The sequence below is a fragment of the Streptomyces sp. NPDC052721 genome, assembly GCF_040678315.1.
GTDB lineage: Bacteria > Actinomycetota > Actinomycetes > Streptomycetales > Streptomycetaceae > Streptomyces.
Genome location: NZ_JBFATL010000044.1, coordinates 57,733 through 71,128, shown reverse-complemented (window position 1 = coordinate 71,128; position 13,396 = coordinate 57,733). Strand labels below are relative to the sequence as shown.

Genomic DNA, 13,396 nt, shown 5'->3' with positions numbered 1-13,396 from the left:
ACGAGGGCCGGGGCCCGGCACGCCGAGAGCACGCACCTGACGCCGCGCGGCCCGCCCTCCGGGCGGACGACGGGAGTTTGACGACAGGACCTAGAACGGCCGACGCCGGCACAGACGGTCCGGTTCGGCACGACGGCCGGCCGTTGAGGGCCGTACGGCGCGCTCACGCCGAGAAGCGGTGCCGGCTGCCGCCGGTCACCGCGGCGCGTGGTTCGCCGCCGGGGCCGGAGGGACCCGGTGGCCGCCGCCGCGCGGAGGTGGTGGACGGCCTGGCCGACGACGCGGTGCGGTACGGCCCTCAGCCGGGTCGGCGAGGCCCCTGACGGACCACCCCGCCGGCGTCCGGCAGGGCGAATCCGGCGTCGGGGCGCCGCGGCCGGTGCATGAGCCCTTCCGGTCACGTGTGCCGCTCGTCGAGAGAGGCATCACACCTTCTCCACGTGCTCGGAGGCGTCACCCGCGTGCTCCTCCCGCAGCCACCGGGAGTGGTTGCGCTCCGCCCAGGACCGGCTGACGTATCCGGTGCGCATGCCCGACCGCGCTTCGGGATCCGCGAAGGCCCTGCGCATGTGTCCGAGCAGGACGAACGTGATCGCCCAGGCCAGCAGGTCGTGCACGAAGATCGCGCTGGTGCGGGAGACGAAGGGGGCCAGCCCCATGAACCACATCAGCAGACCGGTGAACATCATCACGAGCACGGCACCGGCGATCCAGCCCGCGTAGAGCTTCTGGCCCGCGTTGAACTTGCCGGCCGGGCGCGCCTCGGGTGACGTGCGGCGCCGGCGCACAGCCCGCAGCCACTGCCGGTCGTACACCGCGAAGCGGTTCAGCCGACGCAGGTCCGCGCGGAAGCCGGCGGAGAGGAGCCCCAGCAGGAAGGGCAGCGGCAGCGAGATGCCCGACCACTCGTGCACGGTGACCATCAGGTGCCGCCGCCCGACGAGTTGCGCGAGCGGCCCGAGGTACAGACAGGCGGCCGACACCAGGCACAGCAGCATCAGCCAGCCGGTGGCCCGGTGGACCATGCGCTGGGCGGCGCCGAAACGCCGGATGCGGCCGGCGGGGTCAGGCCCCGTCGCCGTGTCGGTCGGCGTCGTCGAGCCAGCCGTCGATCGCATATCCGCGTTCCTCCCAGTAGCCGGGAACGACCTTGTCGGTGACCGAGATGCCGGACAGCCACTTGGCCGACTTGTAGAAGTACATGGGGGCCACGTAGAGGCGGACCGGTCCGCCGTGCTCGTGGGTGAGGGGCTTGTCCTGCATGTTCAGCGCCACCAGGACATCCGGACGGCGCGCCTGTTCCAGACCGAGACTCTCGGAGTAGGCGCCGTCGAAGCAGGTGAAGCGGACCGCCGCGCCTGGGGAACGCACGCCGGCGGCGTCGAGGATGTCCGCCAGCTTCACCCCTTCGAAGGGCGTCTTCTCCACCCGCCATCCGTCCGTGCACAGCACGTCGTGCACGATCCGGGTCTGCGGCATCGCTCGCAGGTCATCGAGCGTGTACGTCTTCGGCTTCTCCACCAGTCCGCCGACCCGCAGCGCGTAGTTCGTCTCGTCCTTGCGCGGCACCGAGCCGACGACGCTGTAGTACCGGAAGCCGCCCGGGTTCGGCAGCAGTCCGGTCAGACCCGTGGCGTCCACCTGGGAGGCGGCGCTGAGGAACCGCTCCCAGCCGCGCTGCAGGGCGGGCGCGGCGGCGAGCCCGGCCGCGCCCGCGCCGAGCATGCCCAGCATCGCCCGTCGTGCCACCGGTGCGCCCTCGGCACTCCGTTTCGGCTGTCCCGCCATCGTCCGTGTGCTCCTTCGGGGTGGCGACGGCCCCGGCGTCGTGCGCCGCACGGGGCGGCACCGGCCGGGCGAGCCCGCATGTGTGAACACGGACGAGCCATCGCATCATTCGTCACCTGTTAGATAGGTGACGATCCTGGCATGTGCCCACCGGACTGTCAACGGCAAGGTGTCGGCGACCGGTGCCGTGGCACGCCACCCGGCCCGCTCCGGCACGGCGCACACACGTGACCGGGCGGACAACCGCGCCGCCGGCGGGCAGGGGCAGGCGCTCCCGGCCGGGCAGGACGCCAAAGCTGTTACGCTGTCAGCGACGTAGACCGTGTATCGAGGAGTCGCAGACGTGGTGGGTGACGACGACATCTCCGGGTGAGATCCGGATCTGACGGCCACCGGACGCGCCGAGGAGCGCCGCCGGGGTGGCCCGTCTCGTCGTACCCCTTTTCCGCACGTCTGCCCAGGGCAGAGGTCTCTTCCCTGCCCGCGATCCGTCCGAGGTCACCTCCATGTCCGGCGTCGCCGTCGTCTGCTCCAGCCTGTCCTTCGTCTGGCCCGACGACACTCCCGTCTTCCACGACCTGTCCTTCACCCTGACCGCCGGCCGCACGGGCCTGGTCGCCCCCAACGGCTCCGGCAAGAGCACCCTGCTCAAGCTGATCGCCGGTGAACTGAAGCCCGCCACCGGCTCGGTGTCGGTCAGCGGGACGCTGGGCTACCTGCCGCAGAGCCTGCCCCTGACCGGCGACCTCACCGTCGCCGAGGTGCTCGGCATCGCCGGCGTGATCCGCGCCCTGGACGCCGTCGAGTCCGGGGACGTCAGCGAGGAGCACTTCACCACCATCGGCGACGACTGGGACATCGAGGAGCGCACCCGCGCCCAGCTCGACCGACTGGGTCTCGCCGACCTCACCCTGGACCGCAGGCTGAGCACGCTCAGCGGCGGTCAGGTCGTCTCCCTGGGCCTCGCCGCCCAGTTGCTGAAGCGCCCGGACGTGCTGCTGCTCGACGAACCCACCAACAACCTCGACCTCCAGGCGCGGCACAAGCTCTACGACGTGCTCTGCGACTTCACCGGCTGCCTGCTGCTGGTCAGCCACGACCGCGCGCTGCTCGACCGCATGGAACGCATCGCCGAACTCGGCAGCGACGAACTGCGCTTCTACGGCGGCGACTTCACCGAGTACGAGGAGGCCGTGCGCGCCGAGCAGGAGGTCGCCGAGAAGAACGTCCGCAACGCCGAGCAGGAACTGAAGCGGGAGAAGCGGGAGATGCAGCAGGCCCGCGAACGCGCCGAGCGCCGCGCGAGCAACGCCGCGCGCAACCTGAAGAACGCCGGTCTGCCCCGTATCTTCGCCGGCACCATGAAGCGCGGCGCGCAGGAGTCCGCGGGCCGGGCCGGACAGATGCACGCGGCCCGGGTCAGCGAGGCCAGGTCCCGTCTCGACGAGGCGGGACGCGCGCTGCGCGAGGAGCAGCGCCTCACCCTGGAGCTGCCCGACACCCAGGTGCCCGCCGGGCGCAACGTGGTCACCGGCGAGGGCATGCAGGTCCGCCACGGCGGCCGGCCCGTGTTCGCCGACGGCGGGGTCGACCTGGCCGTCCGCGGCCCCGAGCGCATCGCCCTGACCGGGCCCAACGGCGCCGGGAAGACCACCCTGCTGCGGCTGGTCACCGGCGACCTCGCCCCGGACAGCGGAGAGATCAAGCGGAACGACGGCCGCATCGCCTACCTTTCGCAACGCCTGGACCTGCTGGATCTGGACCGCACCGTGGCGCAGAACTTCGCCGCGTTCGCCCCGGAGCGGCCCGAGGCGGAGCGGATGAACCTGCTCGCCCGCTTCCTCTTCCGGGGCGCCCGGGCCCACCTGCCGGTCGGCGTCCTCTCCGGCGGCGAACGGCTGCGTGCCACGCTGGCCTGTGTGCTGTGCGCCGAACCGGCCCCGCATCTGCTGCTGCTCGACGAGCCGACCAACAACCTCGACCTGGTCAGCGCGGGCCAGTTGGAGAGCGCGCTCAACTCCTACCAGGGCGCCTTCATCGTGGTCAGCCACGACGAGCGGTTCCTCGCCGCGATCGGGGTGAACCGCTGGCTGCGGCTGGCCGACGGAAAACTGCTGGAGACCGGAGCGCCCGCGGTGTGAACCGCCGGCGTGAAGGGGCCCGCGCCCGAGGCCGTGCGCCCGGCGGGCCGACCACCGATCACGTGGGACGGATACCTGTGCCTCAACCCGCTCTGCTCGCCCGCGACCTCGTCCGCGTCCTGGGAGGCCGGCACGTCCTCGACGGCGTCTGCCTGACCGCCTCCCCAGGCCACCGCATCGGCCTGATCGGCGAGAACGGCGTCGGCAAGTCCACCCTGCTGAGGGTGCTGGCCGGCGTGGACGAACCCGACACGGGGAGCGTCACGCGCCCCGACGACCTCGGCTTCCTGCACCAGGAGATGCCCTTCGAGGCCGGCTCGACCATCGCCGCGGTGCTCGACGAGGCGCTGCGCGAGTTCCGCGAGGACCTCGCGGAACTCGAACGGCTCGGCGAGGAGCTGGCCCGCGTCCCGGAGGGGGACCCTGGCCATGCGGAACTCCTCGACACCTACGGCAGACGGCTGGAGCAGGCCCAGGACCGCCAGGCCTGGGACGCCGACCGCCGCGCGGCACTGGTGCTGGACGGTCTCGGCCTCGGTGCCCTCGCGCACGACCGCACGCTCGGCTCGCTGTCCGGCGGGCAGCGCGGCCGGCTGGCCGTGGCCGCGCTGCTCGTGCGCAGGCCGTCGGCGCTGCTGCTGGACGAGCCCACCAACCACCTCGACGCCGCCGCCGCCGCGTTCCTGGAGGAGCAGCTCCGCAGCCTGCCCGGGACCGTGGTCGTCGCCAGCCACGACCGGGCGTTCCTGGACGCCGTCTGCACCGATCTGATCGACCTCGACCCCGCGGTGGACGGTCCGGTCCGCTACGGCGGCACCTACAGCGCCTATCTGGACGAGAAGCGCGCCCAGCGGGAACGCTGGGAGCGGCGGTACGCCGAGGAGCAGCAGGAGCTGGAGGAACTGCGGCACTCGGCGGGCGTGACCGCGCACCGCCTCGCGCCCGACCGGGAACGGCGCGACAACGAGAAGATGGGCTACGGCCACCGGGCGGGCCGGGTGCAGAACCAGATCGCCCGCCGGGTGCGCGACGCCACCCGGCGGCTGGACGAACTGGAGCGCACCCGGGTCGCCGAGCCGCCCCGGCCGCTCGGGTTCGCGGCCGGTGAGCCGGCCGCGCGTGCCCAGGAGGGCCCCGAGCCCCTGGTGTCCCTGCGCGACATCCGGGTGCCGGGCCGGCTGGCGCTCGGTGCTCTGGAGGTGACGGCGACGGACCGGCTGCTGGTCACCGGCGGCAACGGGGCCGGCAAGTCGACACTGCTCGCCGTGCTCGCCGGACGGCTCGCCGCCGAAGGCGAGGTGCGCAGGCGGCGCCGTCTCACCGTCGGGCTGCTCACCCAGGACACCGCGTTCGACCCGCCCGACCGCACCGTCCGCGCGACCTACCAGCAGGCACTGGGTGCCGAACGGGCCGAGAAGGTGCCGCTGACCTCGCTCGGTCTGCTGCACGAGGCCGACCTGGACAAACCCGTCGGGCAGCTGTCCGTGGGGCAGCGCCGGCGGCTCGCGCTGGCCCTGCTGGTGGCCCGCCCGCCCCAGCTGCTGCTGCTCGACGAGCCCACCAACCACCTGTCCCCCACCCTGTGCGACGAGCTGGAGGCCGCGCTCGGCCCCGGCCCCGGCGCGATCGTCGTCGCGAGCCACGACCGCTGGCTGCGCGGACGGTGGCGGGGCCGTGAACTCCGGCTGGAGCAGGGGCGCACGCGGCGGGAGGAGGAGACGACCGGGCACACCGCCTGTGTGGGGCACCGGTTCGAGCGGTGACGATGCTTGCGTTCGTTCCGGGGGCGGGCGGCGACAGCGGTGCGGTATGGAGTCCCGCGGCAGCAAGGTCAAGGCTGCCGCCCACCGGGCCCGCGAGAAGCCGCGCCCGCCGCCATCGCGCGCTGACCCGGGGCGCGTTCCCGTCCCGGGCCGGCTCTTCCGGCGCCTCGGTCTCCGCGCGCCGGATCCGCCGTCAGAGGAAGCTGGATCCCGACGGGCCGTACCCCGACAGCACCACGCTCTGCGCCCAGTTCCACATCTGCGTGTCGGCGTCCCGCGCACGCTCCCCGGAGTGTGCCGCGCCGCGCGGTGGACGCTCGGAGACAGCGGCACGGCCGGGGGCGGAATGACGGTGCTCGGCGTTCCCGACATGTGTGCGCGTCATCGAGGCCATGTCCTGCCCTCGTCTCCGGTCGGTGGTGTGGATGTGGTGAGGGGCGGGTCCCGTGCGGGAGGGGGCGTGGAGGAGGCACGGGACCCGCGGCCGAGGCAGGGACGCGTCAGGCGGCGGCAGCGTTGATGGTGACGGGGATGTTGCCGCGCGTCGCCTTGGAGTACGGGCAGATCTGGTGGGCGGCGTGCGCGAGTTCCTCGGCGGTGGCCTGGTCCACGCCGCCGAGGACCGGGGCGAGGACCGCGGAGAGGGTGAATTCCCCGTCGTCGCCGTGGGTGAGGGTGATCTCGGCGGTGATCGTGGTGCTGGTCAGCCGGATCTTTCGCAGGGTGGCCGCGCGGCGGAGGGCACCGAGGAAGCAGGCGGCCCAGCCGGCGGCGAAGAGCTGCTCGGGGTTGGTCGCGGTGCCGGCGCCGCCCAGCTCCTTGGGAAGAGCGAGGCTGGTTTCCAGCAGGCCGTCGGAGGAGCGAACGTGGCCGCCGTTGCGGCCCTCTCCGTCGATGTCGACAACGGCGGTGTAGCTGACTGCCATGGCTGGGCTCCCGGTCTGGGTCGATTGGTCTTCGTGCACCTCTTCACCAGGAACACCAGTGCGTCACCGGTTGAGGAGGTGACGCAAGCATGGCAGTCCTGTGCGTCACCCGTCAAGGTGGTGACTGCCTTCTCTTCGTGGAAGCCGCAGACGTACGGCCCCGATGCCCCGCCGGCGCCAGGAGCCCCTGGAGTGCCGTCCGCGTGTGCGGTGCCGGGACGCACGCGCAAGCCAACCGCCGTATGGCGACGGCGGTGACGGCGGCCGGCTCGGAACGCGGTGCCGGAGGCGGTGGACGTCCTCGGCCGTCCTGACGTGGGGGCGAACAACGCGCGCCCCCTCCCGCGCGGCGCCGCGCGACGCACTGGCCCTGCCGGAGGACGCTCATGGTCTCCGCGTCCGGGGGCCGGTCGTACGCGAGGTGTGCCGGACAGCGGTGTCGCCCTGCGCGTCGTACCGTCAAGTGACGGATGTGTCCGGTGTCGTCGCGGACGAAAGTGGGCACCGCCGGCCCGGGCCGGGGGGAGGAACGGCCTTGGAACACTGCCCGGCACAGAGAAACAGCGGGAGTTTCCCGGGCGCGGACCGGTCACCGGAGAACACGACGGAGGGTTTCAGATGATCAAGAGGCGTACCTTCAGCAAGGCCGTCGGCCTGGGCACCGGCGCGGCGGCGGTCTCGCTGTCCGGCCAGCACGGCGACGCGTCCGCCGCCACCGGCTCGACCGCCTCCCGGCAGCGGGGCGGCGCGCCCGCTCCCACCGTGCCCGGCGTCGTCCCCGGCACCCACACGAGCTTCCGCACGGTCAGGCAGGTCAAGGCCGGCGTCCTCGACATCGGCTACGCCGAGGCCGGACCCGCGCACGGCCCGGTGGTCATCCTCCTGCACGGCTGGCCCTACGACATCCACAGTTATGTCGACGTCGCCCCGCTCCTGGCCGACCTGGGCTACCGGGTCGTCGTCCCCTACCTGCGCGGCCACGGGAGCACGCGCTTCCTGTCCCGGCACACTCCGCGCAACGCCGAGCAGTCCGCGATCGCCCTCGACATCATCGCGCTGATGGACGCTCTCAAGATCGACAAAGCCCTGCTCGCCGGCTTCGACTGGGGCTCGCGCACCGCCGACATCATCGCCGCGCTGTGGCCGGAACGCGTCACGTCCCTGGTCTCCACCACCGGCTACGTCATCACCGACCTCAAGACACAGCTGACGCCCGCCGCCCCGGCTGTCGAGCACAACTGGTGGTACCAGTGGTACTTCGCCACCGATCGCGGCAAGCAGGCCATGGAGAACGAGGAGCAGCGCATCGCCCTGTGCCGCTACGTGTGGACCCTCGTGTCCCCCAACTGGAACTTCGACGACGCCACCTTCCAGCGCACCGCCCAGGCCTTCAAGAACCCCGACTACGCCGCCATCGTCCTCTACAACTACCGCTGGCGCATCGGCCTCATCGAGGGCGAACGCCGCTACGACCGCTACGAGAAGCAGCTCGCCGCGCAGCCCCCCATCCACGTACCGACCATCACCCTCGACCCCGCTCTCGACCCCTTCACCCCGCCCGGCGACGGCTCCGCCTACCGCAGCCACTTCACCGGTCCCTACGAACACCGCACCATCGCGAACGTCGGCCACAACCTGCCGCAGGAAGCACCCACCACCTTCGCCCAGGCCGTCGTCGACGCCGACCACCTCTGACGCCGCCGGTGCACGCTCCTGCGTGCACCGCTCGGGGCGTTCCCTCGTCACCAGAGCGGGTGGAGCGCGCCTTCGCCGACCTCGCCGCCCTCGAACCGTGGGATGTCAGCCGGCTGTCCGTCGCGGCCGTCACGTGGACACGCTCAGCCAGTACCGACGCCATGGTGTCCGGCATCACCATGCTGCATCTGATCATGCTCGACCAGATCGCGGTCGGTGAGTGGGACGAGGCCGAGCGCACCGGAGAGCGCACTCTGGAGCCGGCGACGGCCTGGTGACGGCGGCCTCCCTGTGCCGTGGTCTCCCCGGGAACGCAAGGTGTCTTCGTCACCGCATTGACAGGTTACGCGCGGAGGTGCAGTCTTGCCTCATCGAGCCCGGTGAGCCGGCCCGCGACGAGGAAAGGAAGTCACCATGGGAACTGAGTCTGCGATGGACGCGGCAGCAGCGGCACGTCACGCCCGCTTCGGAAAGCTGCCCGAGCGTGTCCATTTCCATGAGATGGTCGAGGAGAAGGAGGCCGAGCCGAACGGTGCGGCGATCGCCTCCTACAACCCCGAGGGCGCCTGGAACCACTTCTCGTGCCTCGCGCTGGACATGGGTCTGTAAGACACACATATGCGCACAGGCCGGGATCCCGCCGTGGTCACCCCGGCGCTCGTCCGACTGCTGTCCGAGGCGAGCCGCACCGTCGGCGGTCTCCGCCGAACGCAGGCGGCAGCCGCCGCCCGGGGGGAGAGCCGACCATTCGGGCGACGTGCCATCAGGCGGGCGTTATGCGCTCCAGCACCTTCGCCGCCGCGGCGATGTCGCAGCCCTCCAGACGCGAGAACACATGGCGACGCACGCTCGCGAGGTTGGTGGGCCATGCCTGCTTCAGCTGCGTCCACCCGGCGCTGGTGAGGACGGCGAGCCAGGCCCTCCCGTCGTCCGGCGACTTCTCGCGGATGACCAGCGACTGCGACTCCAGCCGGTTCACCACTCGCGTCATGCCGCTCAGTGACAGCCCGCACATGCCGGCGAGCTCGCTCATCCGCATCTGGTTGTGCGGCGCCTCGGAGAGGTGCACGAGGACCATGTACTCGGTACCCGAAATCGGATGCTCTTCCAGCATGTCCGCGTCGACGACCCGGGGCAGGAAGGTGATCACTCTTCCCAGAGCCCGTAGGAACGCTTCCTCGTCAGGGTTCAGGGGCTTGATGGTCGTCGCGTCTGCCATGGCCTCAGTGTAAGTGGCCCGGAGATTCCCTCTCCGTACTCCGAAAGACATCTCCCGTCCTCGAAGAGATACGTGTCCGGTAGGCGTCCCGAGTCAGTGACCGGCGTTCTGGCCGCCGTCGACGTGCAGGACCTCGCCGGTGACGAAGGGGGCGTTGTCCAGGTAGAGAACCGCGTCGACGACGTGCGGAGCGCTCCGGCCTCCACCGCGGGGCCCGGGCTCGCATGGCCTCAGCCGTGTCCGGCGAGCGGCCTCGTCGTCACCGGCCGGGAGCCGGGTGGTGACCTCCGCAGGACCCAGCCGTTGCCGTCCGGGTCGCTGAAGGCGGCGAACGAGCCGTAGCTGGCGCGCTCCGGGCGCGGGCCGCTGACCCGTTCTGCCTCCGTGCCGCGGTGGAACACCCCGCCGGCGTCGTGGAAGGTCTCGCCCGTCTCGGTACCGCGCTCGACGAGTTCGGCGTGGGCGGCCTGTCGTGGCAGCCCACACCGTCACCCCGTCAAACCGGTGACACGCTGCCGAACCATGCTGTCCGCCGCCCGGCACCTGCCTCCTCGACGCGCTGCGTACGCCGGCCGCCTGCCCGCCGTGTGACCGCGACCCGCTATCCCTTGAGGCCGGACCGGGAGACGCCCTCGATCACCCAGCGCTGGGCCACGATGTACAGCAGCAGGACGGGCACGCTGGCGATCACGGCTCCCGCCATCAGCAGGTCGTAGTGGATGTTGTTGGCGTTCTGGAAGTTGGCGAGTCCGGCGGGCAGGGTGAGCGAGTCGGGGCTGAGCAGCACGTACAGCGGCCACAGGAAGTCGTTCCAGTTGGCGAGGAAGGCGAGCATGCCCAGCGTGGTGAGCGCCGGCTTGGACAGGGGCAGGACCACCTTGACGAATGTCTGCCACCGGTTGCAGCCGTCGAGTTCGGCGGCCTCCTCCAGTTCGGCCGGCACGGTGAGGAAGAACTGGCGGAGGAAGAACACCCCGAACGCGCTCGCCGCACCCGGGACGATCACCGCGGGCAGGCTGTCCACCCAGGCCAGCTCGTTGACGATCAGGAAGTTCGGGATGAGCAGCACCATGGGCGGCACGAACAGCGTCGCGACGATCGACGTGAAGAACACCCGCCGGCCCTTGAACCGCATCCGCGCCAGCGCGTAGGCGGCGGGGGTGGCGGTGACGAGCACCAGGGCGGCGTGCGCCGAGGCGGCGAGGACGCTGTTGAGGAGCCATCGCCCGACCGGGCTGTCGGTGGCGCCGAGGACGTGCCGGTAGGCCTGCACCGTGGCGGGGGAGGGGATCCACCGCGGATCCGTGGATCCCGCGGCCTCTCCCGTCTTGAAGGAGGTGACCAGCATGTACAGGAGCGGGCTCAGGTACAGCGCGGCCACGACGGCCAGCACCAGGTGGAGCAGGGACCGGCGCAGTCGCCGGGCGGCGCGGGGCGCCCTCTCAGGGGGCCGCCGCTGGGCGGGGAAGGGGCCGGTGGCGGGTGGCCGCTGTCGTGTCCTCGTACCGGTCATCGCTCCTCCTGGCGTTCACGGAAGACGCGGAAGACCACGGCGCTGGCCGCCATGAGAGCCAGGGCCAGAAGGAAGCTCATGGCGGAAGCCGACCCCATCTCGAAGCGTCGCAGGCCGGTCTCCGCGATGAGGAAGATGGCGGTCTTGGTCTCGTCCGCGGGCGCGCCCCCGGTGATGATGTACGACTGGCCGAACATGTTGGCCGAGGCCAGCAGCGTGGAGTTCACCACGAACAGCGCCACGGGCCGCAGGCCGGGAAGGGTGACGTACCGGAAGCGCTGCCAGGCGCCCGCCCCGTCGACCCTGGCGGATTCATAGAGTTCGGCGGGGATGTCCTGTAGGCCGGCGAGGTAGATGACGGAGTTGAACCCGAGCGTCCACCAGACGGTGACCAGGACGAGGGCCCACCAGGCGGCCGGGGTGTCGGTGGTCCACTGGATGTCGTCCGGCAGGCCGATGACACCCAGATAGTGGTTGACCAGGCCGATGTTGCCGTCGAGCAGGAACCGCCACAGCAGACCGACGACCGCTACGCCGAGGACGTACGGCGCGAAGTAGACGGCCCGGTAGAGGTTGCGTCCGCGGAACTTCCCGTTCATCAGGAGGGCGGTGAACAGGGGCACGACGAGCAGCAACGGCGTCGACAGCAGGGTGAACACGCCGGTCGCGCGCATGGCCTGCCAGAAGCGGGGGCCGTCCACGCCCTGCGGATCGAACAGCTCCCGGTAGTTGTCCAGTCCCACGAAGGGCTTGGCCGGCAGATTGATGTCCCACTCGTGCAGGCTGATCCACAGGCCGTAGCCGATGGGGACGAGCACGAAGGTGACGAAGAGCACCAGGTACGGTGCCATGAAGACGTAGGGGGTCCACCACTGGTGGGACCGTGAGCCGGTCCGGACCGCGGCGCGGTCCGGGACTCGCGGTTCACCCGTGGTGGACGGCGGTGTTGTCAGCCGTCGCACCGGGCGTGCCTCACTTCGCGTACTTCCGCTTGTTCTCGGCCAGGATCTTGTTGGCGGTCCGCACGCCGTCGGCCAGGGCGTCGGCCGGCGACTGCTGGCCGAGGACGGCCTTCTGGACGGCCAGTTCCAGCGCCTTGCTCTGCACGTCTCCGAGTCCGGGCAGCGCGGGCAGGAAGCGGAAGACGTCGACGTCCCGGGCGAGTCGCGTCTGCGGCAGCCGGGCCACCTCGGGGCGGGCGCGCACGCTGTTGCGGGCGGGGATCATGCCGGCCTGGGCCCACTGAGTGGACCGCTCGCTCATGTAGTCGATGAAGAACTTCGCGGCCTGGACCTTGTTCTTGTCCCGCCCGGCCTGGGACGTCAGCACGAAGTTGTGGCCGGCCGTCCACACGGCGGGCGACGAACCGATCGTGGGTATGGCCGAGATGTCCCACTTGATCTTGCCGGCCGTCGACGTGAGGTCGTTGATCTGCCAGATGCCGTCCCAGGTGAAGCTGACCTTGTCGTTCTTGAAGGCGTTGTACTGGGAGTCCTGCGCGACCTGGGCGGGGCTGTAGCCCTCGCGGATCTGCTCCACCATCCAGCCCAGGGCCTGTTCACCGGCGTCCGAACCCCAGAGGGCCTGCGTGCCCTCCGCGTCGTACAGCTCGCCGCCGAACTGCCACAGCAGGCTCATGAACATCAGGTGCGCGGGCCACTTGTTGGGCATCCAGAAGGGATGGGAGACGCCCGCGGACTTCAGCTCCTTCAGGGCGTCCTCGTAGCCCGCGCGGTCACCCGGCGCCTCGCGCAGTCCCGCACGGGTCAGATGGCGCACGTTCCAGTAGTCGGCGAGGCAGTGCACGTCGAGCGGGACGCTGTAGCGCTTGCCCGCGAAGACGCCGGCCTGCCACACGGCGGGGATGAAGTCGGATTCGGTGAGCTTCAGGGCGGACACGACGTCGTCCAGCGGCATGAGCGTGCCGCGTACGGCGAAGGTGGCGATCTGGTCGTTGTGGATGACGGCGACGTCCGGGCCCTTGCCGGCGCTGATGGCGGTCGGCAGGGCGGGGTAGAGGTCCTCCCAGCGCCGGGTGGTGTTCTTGACGGTGATGCGCCCCTCGTACTTCTTGTTGAACGAGGCCAGCATCGCCTGCATGTGCGGACCGTCGCCGCCGGTGAAGCCGTTCCAGTACTCCAGCGTGACCTTGGGCCCCTTGTACTCGCCCCCACTGAAGGCCGGCGCGTCGGCGGCGTCGCCCTGCCCGGCCCCCACCTTGGTGCCGCCGCCGCACGCGGTGAGGAGGCCGGCCGCCGTCACACCGGCGGCAGCGCCGAGGAACCCCCTGCGCGGGACCGGCGGGAGGGGTGAAGTAGTGCTGCGCATGCTCTGCTCCTTCGGATGGGTTC

General features: G+C 71.2%; 12 protein-coding genes and 2 pseudogenes. 5 read left to right on the top strand and 9 right to left on the bottom strand.

The window, feature by feature from the left end; genetic code table 11:
• Positions 1–425: 425 nt before the first annotated feature.
• Both AB0L21_RS32280 and AB0L21_RS32275 read right to left on the bottom strand, forming a co-directional pair.
• Positions 426–1,118, bottom strand: coding sequence for a cytochrome b/b6 domain-containing protein (locus AB0L21_RS32280; protein WP_365705470.1), 693 nt, complete (start codon positions 1,116–1,118; stop codon positions 426–428).
• Positions 1,066–1,788, bottom strand: coding sequence for a molybdopterin-dependent oxidoreductase (locus AB0L21_RS32275; RefSeq protein ID WP_365787986.1), 723 nt, complete (start codon positions 1,786–1,788; stop codon positions 1,066–1,068). The genes AB0L21_RS32280 and AB0L21_RS32275 overlap by 53 nt, the downstream gene beginning before the upstream one ends.
• A 506-nt stretch (positions 1,789–2,294) precedes the next feature.
• Here AB0L21_RS32275 and abc-f point away from each other — a divergent pair.
• Both abc-f and AB0L21_RS32265 read left to right on the top strand, forming a co-directional pair.
• Positions 2,295–3,929: a ribosomal protection-like ABC-F family protein gene (gene abc-f, locus AB0L21_RS32270; protein WP_365787985.1), complete on the top strand. Its 1,635-nt coding sequence runs from the start codon at positions 2,295–2,297 to the stop codon at positions 3,927–3,929.
• A gap of 77 nt (positions 3,930–4,006) precedes the next feature.
• Positions 4,007–5,692 (top strand): ABC-F family ATP-binding cassette domain-containing protein, encoded by a 1,686-nt coding sequence (locus tag AB0L21_RS32265; protein WP_365787984.1) that lies wholly within the window; start codon positions 4,007–4,009, stop codon positions 5,690–5,692.
• A 193-nt stretch (positions 5,693–5,885) separates the two neighbouring features.
• Here the strand turns inward: AB0L21_RS32265 and AB0L21_RS32260 are convergent, their stop codons facing one another.
• Positions 5,886–6,077 carry a hypothetical protein gene (locus AB0L21_RS32260; RefSeq protein ID WP_365705478.1) on the bottom strand — a complete coding sequence of 64 codons (192 nt, stop codon included), beginning with the start codon at positions 6,075–6,077 and terminating at the stop codon, positions 5,886–5,888.
• 115 nt (positions 6,078–6,192) lie between these two features.
• On the bottom strand, positions 6,193–6,618 hold the full coding sequence (locus AB0L21_RS32255; RefSeq protein WP_365705480.1) for an organic hydroperoxide resistance protein: 426 nt from the start codon (positions 6,616–6,618) through the stop codon (positions 6,193–6,195).
• Positions 6,619–7,236: 618 nt separating this feature from the next.
• On the opposite strand from AB0L21_RS32255, the gene AB0L21_RS32250 reads away from it, so the two are divergent.
• The 3 genes and pseudogenes from AB0L21_RS32250 (at position 7,237) to AB0L21_RS32240 (ending at position 8,922) form a co-directional block, all read left to right on the top strand.
• On the top strand, positions 7,237–8,313 hold the full coding sequence (locus AB0L21_RS32250) for an alpha/beta hydrolase (protein WP_365787983.1): 1,077 nt from the start codon (positions 7,237–7,239) through the stop codon (positions 8,311–8,313).
• A 53-nt stretch (positions 8,314–8,366) separates the two neighbouring features.
• Positions 8,367–8,585: pseudogene (locus AB0L21_RS32245) on the top strand (hypothetical protein); the annotation flags it as partial.
• 142 nt (positions 8,586–8,727) lie between these two features.
• Positions 8,728–8,922, top strand: coding sequence for a hypothetical protein (locus tag AB0L21_RS32240; protein ID WP_365705484.1), 195 nt, complete (start codon positions 8,728–8,730; stop codon positions 8,920–8,922).
• Positions 8,923–9,076: 154 nt separating this feature from the next.
• Here AB0L21_RS32240 and AB0L21_RS32235 read toward each other — a convergent pair whose 3' ends face one another.
• From AB0L21_RS32235 to AB0L21_RS32215, 5 genes and pseudogenes are all read right to left on the bottom strand, one after another.
• The gene (locus AB0L21_RS32235; RefSeq protein WP_365705486.1) at positions 9,077–9,532 is read right to left on the bottom strand and encodes a MarR family transcriptional regulator; all 456 of its coding nucleotides are present in this window, start codon (positions 9,530–9,532) and stop codon (positions 9,077–9,079) included.
• Between the two features lie 93 nt (positions 9,533–9,625).
• A pseudogene (locus tag AB0L21_RS32230) lies at positions 9,626–9,715 on the bottom strand (3-oxoacyl-ACP reductase); the annotation flags it as partial.
• 418 nt (positions 9,716–10,133) lie between these two features.
• Positions 10,134–11,045, bottom strand: coding sequence for a carbohydrate ABC transporter permease (locus tag AB0L21_RS32225; RefSeq protein ID WP_365787982.1), 912 nt, complete (start codon positions 11,043–11,045; stop codon positions 10,134–10,136).
• The gene (locus tag AB0L21_RS32220; RefSeq protein WP_365705490.1) at positions 11,042–11,896 is read right to left on the bottom strand and encodes a sugar ABC transporter permease; all 855 of its coding nucleotides are present in this window, start codon (positions 11,894–11,896) and stop codon (positions 11,042–11,044) included. The genes AB0L21_RS32225 and AB0L21_RS32220 overlap by 4 nt, the downstream gene beginning before the upstream one ends.
• Before the next feature lie 121 nt (positions 11,897–12,017).
• On the bottom strand, positions 12,018–13,373 hold the full coding sequence (locus AB0L21_RS32215) for an ABC transporter substrate-binding protein (RefSeq protein ID WP_365787981.1): 1,356 nt from the start codon (positions 13,371–13,373) through the stop codon (positions 12,018–12,020).
• Positions 13,374–13,396 lie beyond the last annotated feature (23 nt).